Here is a 19,123-nt window from a genome sequence, read left to right as displayed (position 1 = left end):
GCTGCTCGGCGGGAAATGGCTGACCGCCGCCGACCGCGCGCGCGTCGAGAGGCTGCTCAGCGAGGGCGACAGCCCGTTCCTCCATGCGCTCTTCTCGAAGGGCTTCACGCACCGCGCGATTCTTGGCTGGAACGCGCCCGCCTCGCTGAGCGCCGCCGAGCGCGCGGCGATCGAGGCGGGAGAGGAAGCCGAGGCACTCGTTTGCTGGTCGGCCGGCGGAGAGGGCGAGGGAGCCTGGCCGGCGACGGCGCCCGAGGCCGACAATCGGCCGGGGCGCTCCTATGCCTGCGCGCGGATCACCTATAGCATTCGCGGCGAAAAGCCGGCGTGGCGCGCGTTCATAGAAGAGCCCGTTTAACCAATCTCCAACCCTGTTCTGCGACAAGGGCGTCCATGTTCGGACGCTTCCTCGGATTGGCCGCGATGATCGCGGTCGCCTCGATCGGCATGGCGGGGCTCGCCGGCCGCTCGGCGACGGGTGCCGATGCCCGGGCGTCGGGCGAGGCCAAGGGCGACGACAATAGCAACTGGACCACCGGGCAGAGCAGGGGCGGCGGCTGGTCTTCGGCTCCCGAATCGCGGTCTTCGAGCGCTTCCCGATCGTCGGGCGGCGAGGTCCGGCTCGGTCGCTCGGGCGACTCGCATTTCTACGCCGATACCAGCATCGACGGCACCAACGTCCGGATGCTGGTCGACAGCGGGGCATCGATCGTCGCGCTGACGCGCCGCGATGCCGAGGCAATCGGCATCGACGTCGATCGCTTGCCGATCAGCGGAACCGCGCGCACCGCGGGCGGGGACATCCCGATGCGCACGGTCATGCTAAGCAGCGTCGAGATCGAGGGGATCGAGGTGCAGCAGGTCCAAGCCGCAGTGATCGATGCCGACATGGGTGTGTCGCTGCTCGGGCAGAGCTATCTTTCTAAGCTCGACGCCGTGAACGTCGAAGGCGATACGATGACTCTGCGCTGAGCGTGCGACCGGGTCCGGTGTTGATTCCGGGGATAGCCGAAGCTAAGGGGTGCCGCGAGGCCACGTCCTCGACCGCCGGTGGCGGATGACAAGTCCGGGACGGCCCGGCAGCTTTGTATGGAGGCTGTCATGGCGTGGATCTATCTTGTATTTGCCGGCGTGCTCGAAATCGTCTGGGCGTTTTCGATGAAGCAATCCGAAGGCTTCACCAAGCTCACGCCGTCGGTCGTGACCATCGTGACGATGATCGCCAGCTTCGCGCTCCTTTCGCTTTCGATGAAATCGCTTCCGCTCGGGACCGCCTATACCATCTGGACCGGCATCGGTGCCGTCGGCGCCTTCGCGGTCGGCATATTGGTGCTGGGCGAGCAGGCGAGTGCGATGCGCATGGTCGCGGCAATCCTGATCGTCAGCGGTCTTGTACTGATGAAGATTTCGTCTCCGGCCTGAGCGCCGAGCGCCCGGCTGCGTGCCGGGCTGCCACCGAGCGAGGCCACGTCCTCCGCTGCTGCTGCAGTTTCAGGTCCGGGACGGCCCGGCGATACTGAAATGCAGGAAAGCCATGTCCGACATCCCGAAACCCGGAGCAGGAACACCGGCCCACGTCCCGTTCGACCTGACCGAATATCTGCCCGTTCTGATCTTCCTCGGCGTAGCGCTCGCCATTTCGCTGCTCTTTGTTTTCCTTCCGATGGCGATATCGCGCCTGACCGGCACGCACGCGCCCGAGACGGAAAAGCTGACCGAATATGAGTGCGGCTTTCCGGCGTTCGAGGCGCCGCGCAGCCGGTTCGACGTCCGTTTCTACCTCGTCGCCATCCTGTTCATCATCTTCGACCTCGAGGCCGCGTTCCTGTGGCCGTGGGCGGTCGTCGTGACCGACCTCGGCTGGGAAGCGTGGGGTGCGATGATGATCTTTCTGTCGATCCTGACCGTCGGCTTCATTTACGAATGGAAGAAGGGCGCGCTCGACTGGGAATGAGTCCGCCGCCCTTGCCAATCGGGCCGCTTTTCCCCAAATCGCTGGCATGAACGCTCCCAACCCCCCGATGCGCGCGGCGATCGTGCCGGTTACTGCCTTTCAGCAGAATTGCACGCTCCTGTGGTGCACCGAAACCAACAAGGCTGCCTTTGTCGATCCGGGCGGCGACCTTCCCAAGCTGAAGGAAGCCGTCAGGCAGACCGGGGTCGAGGTTGAAAAGATCCTCGTCACCCACGGCCATATGGATCATTGCGGGCAGGCGGGCATGCTGGCGAAAGAACTCGGTGTGCCGGTCGAGGGGCCGCACGAGGACGACCGCTTCTGGATCGAACGCTTTGCCGAGGACGGTGCGCGGTTCGGCATGGTGGGCGAGCCGTTCGAGCCCGACCGCTGGCTCACCGACGGCGACACGGTGACCGTCGGCAACCTTGTCATCGATGTCATCCATTGTCCCGGCCACACGCCCGGCCACGTCGTCTTTCACCACGCGCCGTCGAAACTCGCGATCGTCGGCGACGTGCTGTTCCAGGGATCGATCGGCCGCACCGATTTTCCGCGCGGCGATCATCAGCAACTGCTCGATTCGATCACCGGCAAGCTGTGGCCACTGGGCGGCGACACCACTTTCCTGCCGGGTCATGGTGCGCACAGCAATTTCGCGCACGAACGGCGCACCAATCCGTTCGTGAGCGACATGGCGCTGGGGACGGCTTGAATCTTCCCTCCCGCGCGCGGGAGGGAAGAAATCAGTTCGGCGCGGTGATCACCGTTTCCTCCACCGCAGTGGTCGTGATGCCCGTCGGCGTCAGGTAGACGATCGCGATCGCGCCGATCGCGAGGCCGAGCTGCGTCAGCATGGTGATGACGGTGCCGGCCATCCGGCCCCACATCATCCCGTCCATGCCGAGCGCGTGCAGGATGCGTCCGACAAGGTAAAGCGCTCCCACACCCCACAGCCACATCGACGATCCGATGCCAAGTTCGACCAGGACAAGCAGGATCAGCACGAATGCGGTATTTTCGACGAAATTGCTGTGCGCGCGCATACGCCGCGTCACCGGCTCGCTTCCGCCGTCGCCAACGAAGATTTTCTCCCGCGTACGCACGCGTCCGACACGTACGCTGAGCCAAAGATTGAGCAGTGCCGCCCCGGCGGCGATCGTCAGGCTGATCGGCAAGATTATCATCAGGCTTCCCCCCACAGTTCCCACGCCGCCGGCGGAGTGTTTCGCAAGCCGGCAGCGGGAGAGGTGTGGCATTCCGGTGACGCGTCGGCAAGGGTCGTGCCGTATCGATGGTCGGGGCTTGCCTTTACGAGCAAAAACGCTATAGCCGCGCCCGATCCGGCACCCGACACCATCTGGCGTTGAGGCACCCTCCGGCGGAAGGTTTTTCCTGTCCCTATTTGGCAGGATTGAGCTTCAGCGTGGCGGGCGGGCCAGTTATTTCCGGCGACGGGAATGACAAATCCGGGTATGCCGATTCGTGACACACTATTGAGAATGCAGGAAATATCATGGCCGTTCCCAAGCGAAAAACCTCGCCCTCGAAGCGCGGCATGCGTCGCAGCCACGACAGCCTGAAGGTCGAAGCCTTCCAGGAATGCCCGAACTGCGGCGAGCTGAAGCGCCCGCACAACCTTTGCAACGCCTGCGGCCACTATAATGGCCGTGAAGTGGTGTCGGTCGGCGCCTGAGCCAAGGCCTAAGCCGGAGGGCGTCGGAATGGTACTGACACCGCGAATCGCAATCGATGCGATGGGCGGTGACGTTGGCGTGCGCATGATGCTCGCCGGCGCCGCGATGGCGCGCCACAAACACGACGGCCTCCGCTTCATCCTCGTCGGAGACGAGGTGCAGATCAAGGCAGCGCTTGAAAACCACCCGAATCTGCGCGCGGCGTCGGACATCATCCACACCGACGGCGTCGTTTCGGGCGAGGACAAGCCCAGCCAGGCGCTGCGCAAGGCAAAAAGCACCTCGATGGGGCTCGCGATCGACGCGGTGAAGCGCGGCGACGCCGGCGGTGCCGTGTCCGCAGGCAATACCGGCGCACTGATGGCGATGGCGAAGCTTGCCCTGCGCACCATGCCGGGGATCGACCGGCCGGCGCTCGCAGCGTTGTTGCCGACGCTTGGCGACAACGACGTCGTTATGCTCGACCTTGGCGCGAACACCGAATGCGATGCGACCAACCTGACGCAGTTCGCGGTAATGGGCGCTGCCTATGCGCGTACGGCGATGGGGCTCGAGCGGCCGCGCGTCGCGCTGCTCAATATCGGCACCGAGGAACTCAAGGGCACCGACGAAATTCGCGATGCCGCCGCGATGCTCCGCGAGGCCAAGGGGCTGCCGATGGAGTTCGCGGGCTTTATCGAGGGCGACAAGCTTTCGCGCGGCAATGTCGATGTCATCGTCCACGACGGTTTTTCGGGCAATATAGCGCTGAAGACGATCGAGGGAACGGCGCGTTTCGTGACCGACCTGCTTCGCCGCGCCTTCACGAGCTCGACGCGCTCCAAGATCGGTTTCCTGATCTCGCGCCCCGCGACCGAATTGCTCCGCCATCATCTCGACCCGAATAATCACAACGGCGCCGTCTTCCTTGGTCTCAACGGGGTCGTGCTCAAGAGCCATGGCAGTGCCGATGCGAAGGGGGTCGCCAATTGCGTCCATCTTTGCGCCGAACTCATTGAAAAGGATATCACGCGTCAGGTGACCGAAGATCTCGCGAATTTCCGCCGCGGCGACACCGCATGACGCGCCGTGCGATTCTCGCGGGCACCGGCTCGGCGCTTCCGCGCACGCGCGTTTCGAACGAAGAACTCGCCCGGCGCGTCGACACGAGCGACGAATGGATCGTCGAACGCACCGGTATCCGCTTTCGCCATATCGCCGAACCCGACGAGACGACTGCGACGCTCGGCGCCGATGCCGCGCGCGAAGCGCTGAAAGCCGCGGGACTCGCGCCGTCGGACATCGGCCTGATTATCGTGGCGACCGCAACTCCCGATAACACCTTTCCGGCCAGCGCGACCAAGGTACAGGCGCTGCTTGGCACGCCCGACTGCATTGCGTTCGATGTCGCCGCGGTCTGCTCGGGCTTCCTCTATGCGGTCTCGGTCGCCGACTCGATGCTGCGTACGGGGGCTGCCGACCATGCGCTGGTGATCGGTTCGGAAACCTTCAGCCGCATCCTCGACTGGAACGATCGCACGACGTGCGTCCTGTTCGGCGACGGTGCGGGTGCGATTGTGCTGTCGGCCCGGGATGTCGACGACGATCAGGGAATTCTCGCGACGCGGCTTCATGCCGAGGGCAAATATTCGGACATGCTTTATGTCGACGGCGGACCGTCGACCACCGGGACCGTCGGTCATGTCCGCATGCAGGGCCGCGAAGTGTTCCGCCATGCCGTCACCAACCTGGCCTCGGTACTCGGCGAAGTGATGGCTGACGTCGGGCTTGCGGCTGAGGACATCGACTGGGTCGTACCGCATCAGGCGAACAAGCGCATCATCGACGCGACCGCAAAAAAGCTCGGCTTGCCCGCCGAACGCGTCGTGCTGACCGTCGACCAGCACGCCAATACGTCGGCGGCGTCAGTGCCCCTCGCACTCGATCTCGCGGTACGCGACGGGCGGATCAAGCGCGGCGACCTCGTCGTGCTCGAGGCGATGGGCGGCGGCTTCACATGGGGGGCAGCTGTCCTTCGCGTTTGACGTCTCGATTTGACGCATCAACTTCTCGCTCCATCCGTTTCAGTTTGGCGGATTAATTCGCTTTTGTTACATAGAGGCACGGGACTCGTGACGGTGGGGGCTGTCAGGGACCCGTTCTCATATTTTCGCTTCATGAGGGGGAAGGGATCATCATGGCAGCAGGCACGCTTACCCGGGCCGACATTGCGACACGGATCAACCAGCAGATCGGGCTGTCGCGCAATGAATCGGCGACGATCGTCGAATCGATTCTCGACTATATGTCCGACGCGCTTGCCGACGGGCAGAATGTGAAGATTTCGGGTTTTGGCACCTTCGTGCTGCGCGACAAGGCGCAGCGTATCGGCCGCAATCCCAAGACCGGTATCGAGGTACCGATCCTTCCGCGCCGGGTCATGACCTTCCGTGCCAGCCAGACGATGCGTGCCCGCGTCGCAGGCAAATAAGCCGGGCTTTGCCTGTGGCGGGCTTTGACATGTCCACCGATGGCGGCAAGGCACCCGCCGCCATGCTCGCCATCGGCGAACTTGCCGAACGGATCGGTGTTCCGACGCACGTGCTGCGCTATTGGGAAACGCGGTTTCCGCAGCTGAAGCCGCTCCAGCGTTCGGGCCGCCGCCGCTATTACCGCGCCGAAGATGTCGCGCTCGCGGAGCGGATCCACCATCTGCTGCACGTGCAGGGTTTTACCGTCGAGGGCGCGCGCAAGGCGCTTTCGGGAAAAGCCGCTGATGAACCGGCTGCAGATACGCCGGCATCGCTGACGCGGAGCGGGCTCGACGATCCGATGCCCGCGAGTGCCGCGCCACGCGGCATTCCGGTCGAGGCGCTGGTTGCGCTTCGCCGGCGGCTTGCCGCCGCGATCGGCTGAGCGTCAGTCGTCGTCCATGGCCGGCGCGAGCGTCGGGTCGAGGTCACGCGGGCGGATGAAGCCCGCAAGGCGCGCCATGTTCACATCGAGATCGTGCCAGTCGGCAATATCGAGTTCGAGCCGCGCCAGCGCCGATGTCGGCAGCTTCTGTTCGACTTCGGCGCGCAATTCATCGTCGGGCGATTCGGGTACGAGCATCAGGATCAGATCCTCGAGCCCGGGATTGTGCCCTGATATCAAAAGATGCCCGGCGTCGCGTCCGGTATCGCGGATGACATCGATCAGCGTCGCGGCCGAGGCGAGATAGATGCGCCGATCCCAATGGGGTTCGATGGCGTCGAGGTCGGCGGCGGGCTGGAAGATGTCGAGCGTTTCGGTCACGCGCACCGCAGGCGAGGCGATGATTTGGTCGACCGGCCACTTCTGACGCTTCAGATATTGCCCGATCAGTTCGGCGCCGCGCTGACCGCGTTTGTTGATCGGCCGGTCAAAATCGCGCTCGACGGCCACGTCCCAACCCGATTTGGCGTGGCGCAGGATGGTCAACGTCTTCAAAATTTCTCCCCGCGCCGCTGCGCTATCCCTCAATTTCGCAGGCCTTGTGCCGGAAACTTATGACGGTGAAAAGGCCGCAAACGCGCTTTTTCGCCTTTCCACGTTCGCCGCGGCGACATGATTGACCGCTTCGTCGAGTGGCAGGCGGCGGATCGGGGTGCCTTCGGGAAAGGCGCTGAGCAGCCGCGAGGGAAAGCTCGGCGAGAGCATGACGAATTGCCCGAAATCATCGGCGCGGCGGATCAGGCGTCCGAACGCCTGGCCGATGCGGGCACGAATGACCATGTCGTCATAGGCGCTGCCGCCCTGCGCCGCACGCCGCGCCGCGTGCAGGATCGTCGGGCGCGGCCAGGGAACCCCCTCCATCACGACGAGCCGCAGCGAATCGCCGGGAACGTCGACGCCGTCGCGCAAGGCATCAGTGCCGAGCAGCGAGGCGTGCGGATCCGCGCGGAAAATATCGACCAGCGTCCCCGTGTCGAGCGGATCGACATGCTGCGCGAAGAGCGGCAGCCCGGCGCGCGCCAGCCGGTCGGCGATCCGCGAATGGACAATGCGCAGCCGCCGGATCGCGCTGAACAGCCCCAGTGCGCCGCCGCCCGACGCCTCGATCAGCCGGCTGTACGCGCCTGCGAGCGCGGGAAGGTCGCCACGTGCGATGTCCGTGACAATCACCACTTCGGACTGGCGCGCATAATCGAACGGGCTCGGCACCGCGAAATGCTGGACGCCGCCGTCCATGTGGCGTGCGCCGGTCCGGATGTCGGCGTCGGTCCAGCCGCCGCTGCCATGTCCGCCGTTCCGCAGCGTCGCCGAGGTGACGAGCACGCCCTGCGCAGGCCGATATACGACCTCGGCGATCGGCCGCGCGGGGTCGAGCCAGTGCCGATGGAGGCCGCAGTCGAACTCACGCCCGTCGTAGCGATCGACCGCGAGCCAGTCGACGAAATCGGGGTCGGCGGGACCGCCGACGCGGCCGAGCAGCGAGAGCCAGCCGCCGAGCGTATCGATGCGCGTGCCGAGGCTGTGCCGCGCCCCGTCGACCCTTGCCCGGGCTTGCCCGTCGAGCCAGTCGGGCGGATCCTCTATCAGTGCCTCAAGCCTTTTGCCGAGCGCCATCAACGGGCGCAGAAGCGCCTCGATCGCGTCGCTCGTGTTTGCCGCGGCGGTCACCAGCCCGGAATCCGGATCGGCGAGTTCGGTCTCGAGGCCATAGCCCGCGTCGGCGGTGCGCGTATCGACCGCGCGCGCATAGACCATGGCGCGCACGGCGACGAGCAGCCGCTCGGTTGCGCCCCACGGGTCGTTTTCGGATAGCCGGCCAAGCCATCCGTCGCCGGGCAGTTCGCCCGCCGCTGCGATCGCGGCCTGGATTGCGCGATCGCCCGCCTCGTCATAGCTTGCGACGTCGGCGAGCCTCGCTGCGAGCCCGCGCCGTCGCCCGCGCGACTTGCCTTCGGGGCCCAGCACCCAGCGACGGATTTCGACCGCTTCCTGTCCCGTCAGCGCGGCGGCGAACATGCTGTCGGCGGCGTCCCAAAGATGATGGCCCTCGTCGAAGATCAGCCGCGTCGCGGGCGCGCCTCCGTCGCGCGGCCGCGCTGCCTGCACCATCGTCAGCGCGTGATTGGCGATGACGATATCGGCCTGCGTCGCCGCGCGCGCCGAATGTTCGATGAAGCATTTCCGGAAATGCGGGCAGCCCGCATAGATGCACTCGCCGCGCCGGTCGGTGAGCGCGGTGGTGCCGTTACGGCGGAACAGCGCGGGGAGCCAGCCGGGCAGGTCGCCGCCGATCATGTCGCCGTCGCGCGTGTACGCCGCCCAGCGCGCGACGAGCTGCGCGAGGACCGCGGCGCGTCCCGAAAAGCCGCCTTGCAGCGCGTCCTCGAGATTGAGGAGACACAGATAGTTTTCCCGGCCCTTGCGCACGACGACCTTTTCACGATGCGTCGCCGCGTCGGGGTAAAGCTTCTCGGTCTCGCGCGACAGCTGGCGCTGCAATGCCTTGGTGAAGGTCGAGATGCAGATGGCGCCCGCCGACTGATCGATCCACTGCTTGGCGGGAGCAAGATATCCCAATGTCTTGCCGATGCCCGTGCCCGCTTCGGCGACCAGCATTTCGGGAGCGTCCTTGCGCTCGCGCGGGGCGAAGATGGCGGTGGTCGCGCGGGCGTAATCCTGTTGCCCCGGTCGGCGCTCGGCGCCGTCGCCGGTGAGGCGGTCGAGCCGGGCAGCGACGTCGTCGGCGTTGATCGTGACCTGCCGCGGTGACCCGCGCGGCGGTGCTTCCTCCCATTCAGGCAGGCGCGCGAACAGCCAGCGCTCATTGCCTTCGGGCACCGACAGGCGCGGCTGGATCAGCGGCGACCACGACCAGCGCTGGCGCGAAAGCGCCTGCACGCCATGCCACGCGCCCTCGCGTTCGGGCCAGTCGGGGTCGTCGAGGCTCGCGAGCATCGTGGCCGCCGCTTGCGGCAGGAAAGCGGCGATAGCTTCCTCGCTTTGGGGCGGAGCCAGCCCGATCGTGGCGGCGATGCCTGCCGGCGTCGGCACGGCAAACCGTGCGGGATAGAGGAAGGCGAACAGTTCGAGCAGGTCGAGCCCCGACAGTTCGGGATAGCCGAGCCGGTCGCCGGTCAGCGTCGCGTTCAGAAGCAGGTGCGGCGTCGCAGCGACCGCCGCGATCGCTTCGCCGCGCCCCACCCGCTGGACGCGTCCGTGCGCGTCGGCGATCCAGATGCCGATATGACTCGCGTGGATCGCGGGAAGGGTGAGCGGGTCGGGCGCCATCGTCCGTGGTTAGGGACAAAAGGCGAACGCGGCAAGGCGGCCGCGATGGATTGATCAGGAAAGCCCGCGGCGTCCAAAGGCGACCGGGCGGGCCGTCTGGAAAATCTGCGCGGGCTCGATCATCGATGCATTCCGCGCGCGCTTCAGCGCGTTGTAGAGAGGTCCGTGCGCGAGTTCATAAGGGAAGCGCACGCCCATGCGGTCGAACTCCGACCACATGACGACCGCATAGGTCACCTGCCCGCCAAAATGGACTTCGCAGCGCGACCGCGCTGGCATGCTCGCGCCGTCGATGCGCGCGCCGCCTTCGGACAGGTCGGTGATCCGTCCGTCGACGAAGTTGAGCACGCCGTTGACCGTAACGTCGATCGAAACCGGGGTGCGCTTGTGGCCGCGAGCCTTGGGAGTGCGAAAATTGTCCATGTCCGGGACACTAATGGATCGTGGTAAATTTTCCGGTAACGATGTTGCGCCGGGCCGGGACAATTTTGCCTTTCGATTTGGCGCCGCTTCCCGCTATGGGCGCGGCATGACTGACCTGCACCTTCATCCTTCGCTGCGCGAACCGGCGCAAACGTCCAAGGCCTGGCCGTTCGAGGAAGCGCGCAAGCTGGTCAAACGCTATCCGGATGGCAAGCCCGGCGGCGAGGCGGTGCTGTTCGAGACCGGCTATGGTCCCTCGGGGCTGCCGCATATCGGCACCTTCAACGAGGTGCTGCGCACGACGATGGTCCGCCGCGCCTATGAGGCGCTGACCGGCGGCGCGCCGACGCGGCTCGTCGCGTTCAGTGACGACATGGACGGGCTGCGCAAGGTTCCCGACAATGTGCCGAACGGCGACATGCTGCGCGAATATCTGGGCAAGCCGCTGACCGCTATTCCCGATCCGTTCGGGAAGTATGAAAGTTTCGCGCATCATAACAATGCGATGCTGCGCGAGTTTCTCGATCGCTTTGGCTTCGAGTATGAATTTGTCAGCTCGACCGAACAGTACACGGCGGGTGCGTTCGACGATGCGCTCAAGAATGTCCTGCGCCACAATCAGGACATCCTCGACATCATGTTGCCGACGCTGCGCGCCGAACGCGCCGCGACCTATTCACCGATCCTGCCGGTCAGCCCGAAATCGGGAATCGTGCTGCAGGTCCCGGTGACCGTCGTCGATGCCGACAAGGGCCTCGTGTCGTTCGAGGACGAGGGCGAGACGATCACGCATTCGGTCCTCGGTGGAGGTGCAAAGCTTCAGTGGAAGGTCGACTGGGCGATGCGCTGGGTCGCGCTCGGCGTCGATTACGAGATGTACGGCAAGGACCTGACCGACAGCGGCGTCCAGTCGGGCAAGATCGCCAAGGCGCTCGGTGGACGCAAGCCCGAGGGGCTGATCTACGAAATGTTCCTCGACGAAAAGGGCGAGAAGATTTCGAAGTCGAAGGGCAATGGCCTCAGCCTCGAACAGTGGCTCGACTATGGCAGCGAGGAAAGCCTGGCATTTTTCGCGTACCGCGAGCCCAAGGCGGCGAAGCAACTGCATATCGGCGTAATTCCGAAGGCGATCGACGAATATCTGCAGATGCGCGGCAGCTATCCGGGGCAGGAGCCCGACAAGCGGCTCGGCAATCCGGTACACCATGTCCATGTTGCGCGGGGCGAGGATGTTCCCGCGGCTGAATTGCCGGTGACCTTCGGTCTGCTGTTGAACCTCGTTGCGGTGATGGGCGCCGATGCGTCGAAGGAGCAGATCTGGCGCTATCTCGGCCGGTATGTCGAGGGGGCCGACGCGGCAACCTGGCCCGAGCTCGACCGGCTGATCGACAACGCGATGGCGTATAATCGCGATTATGTCGCGCCGTCGCTCAATCGCCGCAAGCCGGCGGGCGGCGAGGAAGCAGCGCTGAAGGAACTCGACGACAAGCTCGCCGCGCTGCCCGCCGATGCCTCGGCCGACGATATCCAGAACATCGTCTACGAAATCGGCAAGAACGAGGCCTATGGCTTTGAAAGCCTTCGCGACTGGTTCAGGGCGCTCTACGAGACTTTGCTCGGGTCGAGCGCGGGGCCGCGCATGGGCAGCTTCATCGCGCTGTTCGGGATCGACAACACGCGGCGGCTGATCGCCGAGGCCTTGACCTGAGGGGAAGCATGATATGGCGGGTTACGAGCTGGCACAGATCAACATCGGCCGCTTTCGTCTGCCGCCCGGCCATGTCGCGAACCGCGAATTCATGGATGCGCTCGATCATGTGAACGCGGTCGCCGAGGCCGCCGACGGCTTCGTCTGGCGGCTCACCGGCGAGGGCAACAATGCGACCGACGTGCCGGTCACCGACGACCCGCACCTGATCGCGAACATGTCGGTGTGGCGCGATATCGATGCGCTTGCGGCCTATGTCTATCGTACGCCCGATCATCTGACGATCATGAAGCGGCGCAAGGAATGGTTCGACCATATGGCTGTCTATCAGGCGTTGTGGTGGGTTCCGGCGGGGCATCTTCCGACCGTGGCAGAGGGCATGGCGCGGATCGCGATGATCGAAGCGAACGGACCGACCGCCGAGGCTTTCACCTTCAAGCGACCGTTCGCCGCGCCCGACGGCACCCCGGCGCTCCCGGTACAGGACGAATGTGCATGATCGATATTTTCACGACCGGCGGAACGATCGACAAGGTCTATTTCGACGCGCTCTCGGAATTCCAGATCGGCCCCGCGGCAATCCCCGACATGCTGCGCGAGAATAATGTCCATGTGCCGCACCGCGTGACGCAGCTGATGCGCAAGGACAGCCTCGAACTTGACGATGCCGACCGCGAGACGATCCGCGCCGCAGTGGCTGCGAGCGATGCCTCGCGCATCCTTGTCACCCACGGCACCGACACGATGGTCGTCACCGGCCGCGTGCTCGCGGGAATTACCGGCAAGACGATCGTGATGACCGGGGCAATGCAGCCCGCGTCGGTGCGCGCGAGCGATGCCGAGTTCAACGTCGGCTTTGCGCTGGCGGCCGTGCAGACGTTGCCGCCCGGCATCTATGTCGCGATGAACGGGATGATCTTCGACCCCGAAAAGACGGTCAAGGACCGGGCTGGCCAGCGCTTCATCGCGGAATAGGGCTCAGCCCTTCGCGGTGACCTGACGCAGCACCGCGGCATAGCCGGGCGCAATCGTCATCGAATCATGTTTGCCCGCGCGGCCGAGTGCGGCATGAACTTGGGGCAGGCGATAGCAGGGCACACCCATGAACAGGTGATGCTCGGCGTGATAATTCACCCAATATGGAGCGACCGTGGCGCGCGCCAGCCAGCCGGCGTTGGTGGTCCGCGCATGGGTGAAGGGATCCTCGCTCCCCGTCGTCGTGCACGCATGCTCGGCGATATTGCGGATGCGCAGATAGAGCTGGAAGGTCGTCGCCAGTCCGGCGAGCCAGAGCAGGTACGGCGTCCAGCCATAGAGCGCGAGCGAGGCGGCGAGGAGTGCCGCCTGCACGACGAGGAAGCGCCCCACCGCGCGCGCCACCGCTGTCGCCCCGGCGACGTCGATCGTCGGTGACGTCATGCCGTCATCAGACTGCTTGTTGAACGGCGTCCCGGCCTTGGTGCTTGCGCCGCTTTTCTGCCCCTGCTCGCCGCGCAGAATGGCTTTCAGGCCGACGAAGGCGAATCCGAACTGCGCCATCCGCTGCTTGAAGAAGGTCTGCCCGGTCAGGTCGCGCAATACCTTGCGCCACAGGCTGGCGCGCGTGGTGGGGAAAGGTTTGGACAGCGACAGGTCGGGGTCTTCGGGCTGCTGGGTGAATTTGTGATGCTGCAGATGATAGGTGCGATAGGCGATCAGGTCTGATCCGACCGCCGCACCGGTCAGCCACTGACCAAGAAAATTGTTGAGTTTCCGGTTCGGATGCAGCGCGCCGTGCGCGGCATCGTGCATCAGGATCGCAAGGCCGAGTTGGCGTCCGCCGACGAAGATGATTGCGAGGGCCCACGCTGCGGGGTTCTGCGACCATGCCGCGAGTCCGACGAGCGCGATGCTCACGATCCAGGCGTGCGCGACCAGCCAGACGCCGCGCCATGACGACGCACGTGTGATCGCGGACCATTCGGCGCGGTCGAAGAAGCGGTCGGGCGGAAAGAGGCGGACGGCGGGCATGACCCATCTATAACAAGTTGCGAACCGAAACCAAACCCCTTCCGTTTTGGCACAATATCGGCGGAAATCACGCGCTTGCAGTAAGGATTTGGCAACCCTGTCCGGCGCAGGGCCTTTCCGCGACAGACGAGCAGGAAGTGCGGGAAATTGGGGGTTCGCCATAACATCATCAGGCCGGCGGCGAGCGAGCTGCCATTCGCCGAATCGCTGTTCGATTCGCCGGAGTTCGTGGCGCGTCTGATCCGCGTGGCGCAGCTGTGGCACTATGTGCTGATCAGCCGCGCGCTCGTGTTCGTAGCGCTTGCCGTCCTCCCGGGTGTTGCGGGTTTCCTCGACCATCCCGCGCAATGGCTGGTGATGGCGGCCGGCCTGCCTTGCGACATCGTGCTGACCGTGACCGGGCAGGCGATGCGACGTCCCCGTCCGATCACGCAGCGCAGATTGCGCCTGCTGATGACCCTGTGCATGGCGCTGATCGCGCTGGGGTCCCTGCTCAATGCGGCGGCGATGTTCGCCGCGATCGCGATTCCCGACGGCGGGGCCTATTTTGATGCCTTTACCGCGATCCAGATCGGCTCGCTGCTCGTTGCTGCTTCGGCGGCGGCGATCGTCCGGCCCGCCTTTTTTACCTTCGCAGGCGCGACCGCGCTCGGCGGCGCGATCGGTGTCGCGTCGTGGCCATTCGGCGTCGCAGGGCTTGTTTTCCTCGGCCTGCTGATCGTCATGATGCGCGAGGATATCAGGCATCAGCGCCGTGCGACCCGGACGGCGCGCTTCCGCATCAGCGACCAGCAGCGCGCGCTCAACCTGATGCGCGATTTCGAGCGCGCCGGACGCGGCTGGTTCTGGGAAACCGATCGTTATGGCCAGCTCGTTTATATTTCGCCGACCGTCGCGGCGCGGCTGGACCGGCCGCTGGCCGATGTTCTGGGTCAGCCCTTTACCGACATTATCCGCAAACGGATCGGCAACGACGAGAGCGAGGAACGCACACTGGGTTTCAGCCTGTCGTCGCGGACGCCGTTCAAGGAATTGACCGTACAGGCTGCGGTACCTGGCGCGGAGCGATGGTGGTCGATCTCGGGCCATCCGATCAGCAACGAGCTCGGCAATTTCCAGGGGTTCCGCGGCAGCGGCACCGATCTCACCGACAAGAAGAGGTCGGAGCGCGAAATCAACCAGCTCGCGCGCTACGACACGCTGACGGGTCTTGCGAACCGGCGCCACATCACCGACCTGCTCGAACGCGCGCTCAAAAGCCACAGCGGCCAGCCGCAGCCTGTTGCGCTGTTGCTGATGGATCTGGACCGCTTCAAGGCGGTGAACGACACGCTGGGGCATCCGGTGGGTGATCAACTGTTGCAGCAGGTCGCCGGGCGGCTGACGCAGATCGTCGGCGACAAGGGGCAGGTCGGGCGGCTCGGCGGTGACGAGTTCCAGATCGTGGTGCCGCAGATGAGCCAGCCCGAAAAGCTGGCGGGCATCGCCAATGCCATCATCCTCAGTCTCGCCAAGCCTTTCGCGATCGAGGGCGAGCAGGTCCGCATCGGATCGTCGCTCGGCATTGCAGTGTCGGACGGGCAGGGGGTGAGTGCGTCGGCGCTCGTCCGCAACGCCGACCTTGCGCTTTATGCTGCGAAGGACGCCGGGCGCGGCGTGTACCGCTTCTATGCCGATGCGATGCATAATCAGGCGAGCGAGCGCAAGGCGATCGAGGACGCGTTGCGCGAAGCGCTGGTAAAGGACGAGCTGAAACTGCTGTACCAGCCGATCGTCGATGTCGGCAGCGAGCGGATCACCGGATTCGAGGCGCTGATCCGCTGGCACCATGCGACCGAAGGCCTGATCAGCCCGTCAAAGTTCATTCCGATCGCCGAGGAATCGAACCTGATCGTGCCGATCGGCGAATGGATCATCCGTACTGCCTGCGCGAGTATTGCGCTTCTGGGTCCCGGCTACCGCGTTGCGGTCAATGTTTCGCCGCGCCAGTTCGCCAATGAAAAGCTGCCTGCGACGATCCTCAGCGCCGTGTCGGCCGCGGGTATCCGCCCCGAACAGCTCGAGCTCGAAATCACGGAAGGCGTTTTCCTCGACGAAAGTCCCGAAAACCTCGCGATGTTCCGGAAGCTGAAACGGACAGGGGTGCGGCTGGCGCTCGACGATTTCGGTACCGGCTATTCGGCGCTCGGCTATCTGAAGAAGGCGCCGTTCGACAAGATCAAGATCGACCAGAGCTTCGTCCTCGGTGCCGCCGATCCGGGCAGCATGAACGCCGCGATCATCTCGTCGATCGTCGGCCTTGCTACCGCATTGAACATGGAAACCACCGCGGAGGGCGTCGAGACGCACGACGACCTCGCGCTGATCCGCGGGCTCGGGTGCAGTCACGTCCAAGGCTATATCTATGGAAAGCCGATGGATCTGGTCGAGGTGCTGGCACTGCTGCGGGAAGGCGGCGGCCGGGTCGAGGCGAACGGCTACAAGAGCGCACGCGAGCCCCGGCTGACCGTCTTTCGTACCATCCAGGTCGCAAGCGGCGGTTATCGATATGAAGCGATCGTGCGCAACATGTCGTCCCGCGGCGCGCTGGTCGAGGGACTGTGGAACGTCCCCCCGGAAACGCCGCTTGTGCTGGAATTCGGGCCGGACCATGTCATCGATGCCGAGGCGCGCTGGTCCCATGGCAACCGCGTTGGCGTCAAATTCGCCGTCGCGGTCGATATCGATACCCTGATCGGGAGCAAGGCAGCTGCGCCCACGCGGGCGCGTGTGCGCCGCGCCGCCTGACGTCAGTCGGCGATCCGCCCGCGCGCCATCACCCAGTCAACCTTTTCGAGCGCGCGCACATCGGCGAGCGGATCGCCCGACACCGCGATCATGTCGGCCGACATGCCCGGCGCGATGCGCCCGATCTCGCCTTCCATCGACAGGAGCTTCGCCGCGACCGTCGTCGCGCTGGCGAGCGCCTCTTGCGGGGTCAGCCCGTATTTGACGAGCAGCGCGAACTCGCCGCCGTTGCGGCCATGTTCGAACACCCCGGCGTCGGTGCCGAAGGCGATGGGTACGCCCAGCGCCTTGGCGCGGCCGACCGCCTTGCCGACGTCGTTCATCGTCATGCGCACCTTTTCCTCGACCGTTGGCGTATAGATGCCCTTGCCGAGCCGTTCGCGAATCCCTTCGAACGCCATCAGCGTCGGGACGAGGTAGGTGCCCTTGGCCTTCATGACCTTCAGTGTTTCGTCGTCGGCGAAGGTGCCATGTTCGATGCTGTTGATGCCCGCCGCCGCGGCCGCCTTGATTCCGCCCGCGCCATGCGCATGCGCCATCACCTTGAGGCCGAGCGAATGGGCAGTATCGGCGATGCTTTGCAGTTCGGGACTGGTGAAATGGCCCTCAAGCCCGCGACCCTGCTGCGACAGCACGCCGCCGGTCGCGGTGATCTTGATGACGTCGGCGCCGGCGCGCGAGGCCTTGCGCACCTTTTCGGCGCATTCGAGCGGGCCGGTGCAGGTATAGCCCTGGTCGAGCACGTCATGGACATCCTCGCGGAAGCCGGTGACGTCGCCGTGGCCGCCGATGATCGAGAGCGCGGGACCGGCGGCGATGATGCGCGGTCCTTCGATAAAGCCGTTCGCGGTGCCGCGGCGGAGCGAATAGGCAGTATATTGCGCCGATCCGGCCTCGCGGACCGTCGTAAAGCCTGCGCGCAGCGTGATGGCGGCGTTCTTTGCTCCGACAACGACGCCCCATTCGTCGGGATCGACCGCCGCCGCGCGATAATCGTCGCCGGGATCGCCGGTCAGGTGGACATGGAGGTCGATCAGGCCGGGCAGCAGGGTCTTGTCGCCGAGATCGACGATTTCGGCCCCTGCGGGGGCTTCGGTACGGCCCGCGGCGATCGAGGTGATGCGGTCGTCGGTAATGAGGATCGTCGAGGGGCCCTGCGCGGGCTTGGTCGCGTCGGTGATGACGCGCCCGGCATAGATGACCGTGGTTTTTGCGTATGACGTCGTGCCGAGCAGCGCCAGCGTCGCGGCCGCGACCATTCCCAGTTTACGCATGAAAACTCCCCCCGTTTATGCCCGGGCATCCTCCGCCGTGTCGGTCCCGGGAGAGCAAGCGTATAAGGTATAAAAGGAGGGTCCGGTCAAGCCGGCCGCGCCGAAAAAAAAGGGGGCTGGACAAGCCAGCCCCTCAGTTTGTCTTCGGGTAACCGAAAGGAATATTACCAGAAGAAATCGTGGATTACGTCGACCACTTCGCCCGAGTAGGTATCGACCAGAAGCGCATCGTCGTAATAGCGGATCCAGCGATAGCCCCCATAAGCGGGCGGCAGGCGGTAATAGCCCGGATCATTGATCCAGTAGCGCTGGCTGTAAAACAGCGAGTTCAGGCTGAAACCGATGCTGAACCGCGTGTAGCCATATCCGCGATACGGATTGTAATAGCGCGGCATGCGGTAATGGCTGCGGTTCCGGTCGCGATAGCTGCGCCAGTCGTAGCGGCGGTCGCTGCGCCAGTCGCGGTTCCAGCGGCTGTTGTTGCGATCCCAGCGGTCGTTACGCCCGTCGCGGTAGCGCCGGTCGACATATCCGTTGCGATTGCGGTCGTAGCGACGATCGACGCGATTGTTGTCGTTGCGGTCCCAGCGGCGGTCGAGGTCGCCGTTGCGGTTGCGGTCGTAGCGACGATCCACCTGCCCATTGCGATTGCGATCCCATTGGCGGTCAACCTGGCCATTGCGGTTGCGATCCCACTGGCGATCGGTGCGACCGTCGCGATTGCGATCATAAGTGCCGCCGCGCTGACGCTGATCGGCCTGACGTTGTTGCCACTGCTGACGCTGTGCCTGCCGTTGCTGGTCATTGCCGCGCTGCTGCCATTGCTGACGCTGCTGCTCGTTCCCGCGCTGCTGCTGCCACTGCTGCCGCTGCGCCTGTCGCTGCTGGTCGTTGCCGCGTTGTTGCCGTTGCTGCTCGCGCGCCTCGCTGCGCTGCTGGCGCTGGGCTTCCGGTTGCTGGCTTCGCTGGCGCTCGGGGCGGGCCTGGCCGCCCCAATTGCCGCCACGACGGGCTTCGCCGCCAGATC

The 19,123-nt window shown here is 65.1% G+C and carries 22 protein-coding genes; 15 read left to right on the top strand and 7 right to left on the bottom strand.

Annotated features, from left to right (window positions below; translation table 11 throughout):
- From VN047_RS19305 to VN047_RS19285, 5 genes are all read left to right on the top strand, one after another.
- Positions 1-358: hypothetical protein (locus tag VN047_RS19305; RefSeq protein WP_325545553.1), on the top strand; the 358-nt coding region annotated here is incomplete at its 5' end.
- Between the two features lie 35 nt (positions 359-393).
- Positions 394-972: a retropepsin-like aspartic protease family protein gene (locus VN047_RS19300; RefSeq protein ID WP_325545551.1), complete on the top strand. Its 579-nt coding sequence runs from the start codon at positions 394-396 to the stop codon at positions 970-972.
- Between the two features lie 129 nt (positions 973-1,101).
- Entirely contained in the window at positions 1,102-1,422 is a 321-nt protein-coding gene (locus VN047_RS19295; RefSeq protein ID WP_325545550.1) for a DMT family transporter, read from the top strand.
- Positions 1,423-1,534: 112 nt separating this feature from the next.
- Positions 1,535-1,954 carry an NADH-quinone oxidoreductase subunit A gene (locus VN047_RS19290; RefSeq protein ID WP_325545548.1) on the top strand — a complete coding sequence of 140 codons (420 nt, stop codon included), beginning with the start codon at positions 1,535-1,537 and terminating at the stop codon, positions 1,952-1,954.
- A gap of 46 nt (positions 1,955-2,000) precedes the next feature.
- Complete coding sequence (locus tag VN047_RS19285) at positions 2,001-2,669, top strand: MBL fold metallo-hydrolase (RefSeq protein WP_325545546.1); 669 nt, start codon at positions 2,001-2,003, stop codon at positions 2,667-2,669.
- 31 nt (positions 2,670-2,700) lie between these two features.
- On the opposite strand, the gene VN047_RS19280 is transcribed toward VN047_RS19285, so the two are convergent.
- Positions 2,701-3,141, bottom strand: a complete 441-nt coding sequence (locus VN047_RS19280) for an MAPEG family protein (RefSeq protein WP_325545544.1) — start codon at positions 3,139-3,141, stop codon at positions 2,701-2,703.
- Between the two features lie 329 nt (positions 3,142-3,470).
- Between VN047_RS19280 and rpmF the strand changes: the two genes are divergently transcribed.
- The 5 genes from rpmF to VN047_RS19255 all read left to right on the top strand — a co-directional run bounded on the left by rpmF (position 3,471) and on the right by VN047_RS19255 (position 6,546).
- Entirely contained in the window at positions 3,471-3,650 is a 180-nt protein-coding gene (rpmF, locus tag VN047_RS19275; protein ID WP_011541714.1) for a 50S ribosomal protein L32, read from the top strand.
- A gap of 28 nt (positions 3,651-3,678) precedes the next feature.
- Complete coding sequence (gene plsX, locus VN047_RS19270; RefSeq protein WP_325545542.1) at positions 3,679-4,713, top strand: phosphate acyltransferase PlsX; 1,035 nt, start codon at positions 3,679-3,681, stop codon at positions 4,711-4,713.
- Entirely contained in the window at positions 4,710-5,675 is a 966-nt protein-coding gene (locus VN047_RS19265; RefSeq protein WP_325545540.1) for a beta-ketoacyl-ACP synthase III, read from the top strand. Before plsX ends, VN047_RS19265 begins: the two co-directional genes overlap by 4 nt.
- A gap of 152 nt (positions 5,676-5,827) precedes the next feature.
- Complete coding sequence (locus VN047_RS19260) at positions 5,828-6,121, top strand: integration host factor subunit alpha (protein WP_325545538.1); 294 nt, start codon at positions 5,828-5,830, stop codon at positions 6,119-6,121.
- A gap of 29 nt (positions 6,122-6,150) precedes the next feature.
- On the top strand, positions 6,151-6,546 hold the full coding sequence (locus VN047_RS19255; protein WP_325545536.1) for a MerR family transcriptional regulator: 396 nt from the start codon (positions 6,151-6,153) through the stop codon (positions 6,544-6,546).
- 3 nt (positions 6,547-6,549) lie between these two features.
- On the opposite strand, the gene VN047_RS19250 is transcribed toward VN047_RS19255, so the two are convergent.
- From VN047_RS19250 to VN047_RS19240, 3 genes are read right to left on the bottom strand one after another with little or no spacing between them, the layout of a single operon-like run.
- Positions 6,550-7,101 (bottom strand): SixA phosphatase family protein, encoded by a 552-nt coding sequence (locus tag VN047_RS19250; protein ID WP_325545535.1) that lies wholly within the window; start codon positions 7,099-7,101, stop codon positions 6,550-6,552.
- 57 nt (positions 7,102-7,158) lie between these two features.
- Positions 7,159-9,894, bottom strand: a complete 2,736-nt coding sequence (locus VN047_RS19245; protein ID WP_325545533.1) for an ATP-dependent DNA helicase — start codon at positions 9,892-9,894, stop codon at positions 7,159-7,161.
- A 54-nt stretch (positions 9,895-9,948) separates the two neighbouring features.
- Positions 9,949-10,317 carry a PilZ domain-containing protein gene (locus VN047_RS19240; RefSeq protein WP_325545531.1) on the bottom strand — a complete coding sequence of 123 codons (369 nt, stop codon included), beginning with the start codon at positions 10,315-10,317 and terminating at the stop codon, positions 9,949-9,951.
- A 106-nt stretch (positions 10,318-10,423) separates the two neighbouring features.
- Here VN047_RS19240 and VN047_RS19235 point away from each other — a divergent pair, with 106 nt between their 5' ends.
- Genes VN047_RS19235 through VN047_RS19225 form a run of 3 tightly spaced genes read left to right on the top strand, consistent with a single transcriptional unit; the run spans position 10,424 to position 13,000 of the window.
- Positions 10,424-12,025: a lysine--tRNA ligase gene (locus VN047_RS19235; RefSeq protein ID WP_325545529.1), complete on the top strand. Its 1,602-nt coding sequence runs from the start codon at positions 10,424-10,426 to the stop codon at positions 12,023-12,025.
- A gap of 13 nt (positions 12,026-12,038) precedes the next feature.
- Complete coding sequence (locus VN047_RS19230) at positions 12,039-12,524, top strand: DUF3291 domain-containing protein (RefSeq protein ID WP_325545527.1); 486 nt, start codon at positions 12,039-12,041, stop codon at positions 12,522-12,524.
- Entirely contained in the window at positions 12,521-13,000 is a 480-nt protein-coding gene (locus VN047_RS19225) for an asparaginase domain-containing protein (protein ID WP_325545525.1), read from the top strand. The genes VN047_RS19230 and VN047_RS19225 overlap by 4 nt, the downstream gene beginning before the upstream one ends.
- 3 nt (positions 13,001-13,003) lie before the next feature.
- Here VN047_RS19225 and VN047_RS19220 read toward each other — a convergent pair whose 3' ends face one another.
- Entirely contained in the window at positions 13,004-14,035 is a 1,032-nt protein-coding gene (locus VN047_RS19220; protein ID WP_325545523.1) for a fatty acid desaturase family protein, read from the bottom strand.
- Positions 14,036-14,182: 147 nt separating this feature from the next.
- On the opposite strand from VN047_RS19220, the gene VN047_RS19215 reads away from it, so the two are divergent.
- The gene (locus VN047_RS19215) at positions 14,183-16,822 is read left to right on the top strand and encodes an EAL domain-containing protein (protein ID WP_325545521.1); all 2,640 of its coding nucleotides are present in this window, start codon (positions 14,183-14,185) and stop codon (positions 16,820-16,822) included.
- A 2-nt stretch (positions 16,823-16,824) separates the two neighbouring features.
- On the opposite strand, the gene VN047_RS19210 is transcribed toward VN047_RS19215, so the two are convergent.
- Together VN047_RS19210 and VN047_RS19205 are read right to left on the bottom strand one after the other, a co-directional pair.
- Complete coding sequence (locus VN047_RS19210; RefSeq protein WP_325545520.1) at positions 16,825-18,096, bottom strand: amidohydrolase family protein; 1,272 nt, start codon at positions 18,094-18,096, stop codon at positions 16,825-16,827.
- Positions 18,097-18,260: 164 nt separating this feature from the next.
- Positions 18,261-18,731, bottom strand: coding sequence for an RcnB family protein (locus VN047_RS19205; RefSeq protein ID WP_325545518.1), 471 nt, complete (start codon positions 18,729-18,731; stop codon positions 18,261-18,263).
- A gap of 24 nt (positions 18,732-18,755) precedes the next feature.
- Here VN047_RS19205 and VN047_RS19200 point away from each other — a divergent pair.
- Positions 18,756-19,123, top strand: a 368-nt coding sequence (locus VN047_RS19200; protein WP_325545517.1) for a hypothetical protein, incomplete at its 3' end; no start/stop codon positions are given.

The organism is Sphingopyxis sp., assembly GCF_035565275.1.
GTDB lineage: Bacteria > Pseudomonadota > Alphaproteobacteria > Sphingomonadales > Sphingomonadaceae > Sphingopyxis.
This window is presented reverse-complemented; position numbering and strand designations above follow the sequence as displayed.

Bases quoted from the DNA above. Each gene is read 5' to 3' on its own strand.
- VN047_RS19225 (WP_325545525.1), top strand. From the start codon at position 12,521: ATGATCGATATTTTCACGACCGGCGGAACGATCGACAAGGTCTATTTC.
- VN047_RS19285 (WP_325545546.1), top strand. From the start codon at position 2,001: ATGAACGCTCCCAACCCCCCGATGCGCGCGGCGATCGTGCCGGTTACT.
- VN047_RS19295 (WP_325545550.1), top strand. From the start codon at position 1,102: ATGGCGTGGATCTATCTTGTATTTGCCGGCGTGCTCGAAATCGTCTGG.
- VN047_RS19210 (WP_325545520.1), bottom strand. From the start codon at position 18,096: ATGCGTAAACTGGGAATGGTCGCGGCCGCGACGCTGGCGCTGCTCGGC.
- VN047_RS19240 (WP_325545531.1), bottom strand. From the start codon at position 10,317: ATGGACAATTTTCGCACTCCCAAGGCTCGCGGCCACAAGCGCACCCCG.
- VN047_RS19235 (WP_325545529.1), top strand. From the start codon at position 10,424: ATGACTGACCTGCACCTTCATCCTTCGCTGCGCGAACCGGCGCAAACG.
- rpmF (WP_011541714.1), top strand. From the start codon at position 3,471: ATGGCCGTTCCCAAGCGAAAAACCTCGCCCTCGAAGCGCGGCATGCGT.
- VN047_RS19245 (WP_325545533.1), bottom strand. From the start codon at position 9,894: ATGGCGCCCGACCCGCTCACCCTTCCCGCGATCCACGCGAGTCATATC.
- plsX (WP_325545542.1), top strand. From the start codon at position 3,679: ATGGTACTGACACCGCGAATCGCAATCGATGCGATGGGCGGTGACGTT.
- VN047_RS19290 (WP_325545548.1), top strand. From the start codon at position 1,535: ATGTCCGACATCCCGAAACCCGGAGCAGGAACACCGGCCCACGTCCCG.
- VN047_RS19300 (WP_325545551.1), top strand. From the start codon at position 394: ATGTTCGGACGCTTCCTCGGATTGGCCGCGATGATCGCGGTCGCCTCG.
- VN047_RS19265 (WP_325545540.1), top strand. From the start codon at position 4,710: ATGACGCGCCGTGCGATTCTCGCGGGCACCGGCTCGGCGCTTCCGCGC.
- VN047_RS19230 (WP_325545527.1), top strand. From the start codon at position 12,039: ATGGCGGGTTACGAGCTGGCACAGATCAACATCGGCCGCTTTCGTCTG.
- VN047_RS19220 (WP_325545523.1), bottom strand. From the start codon at position 14,035: ATGCCCGCCGTCCGCCTCTTTCCGCCCGACCGCTTCTTCGACCGCGCC.
- VN047_RS19255 (WP_325545536.1), top strand. From the start codon at position 6,151: ATGTCCACCGATGGCGGCAAGGCACCCGCCGCCATGCTCGCCATCGGC.
- VN047_RS19260 (WP_325545538.1), top strand. From the start codon at position 5,828: ATGGCAGCAGGCACGCTTACCCGGGCCGACATTGCGACACGGATCAAC.
- VN047_RS19280 (WP_325545544.1), bottom strand. From the start codon at position 3,141: ATGATAATCTTGCCGATCAGCCTGACGATCGCCGCCGGGGCGGCACTG.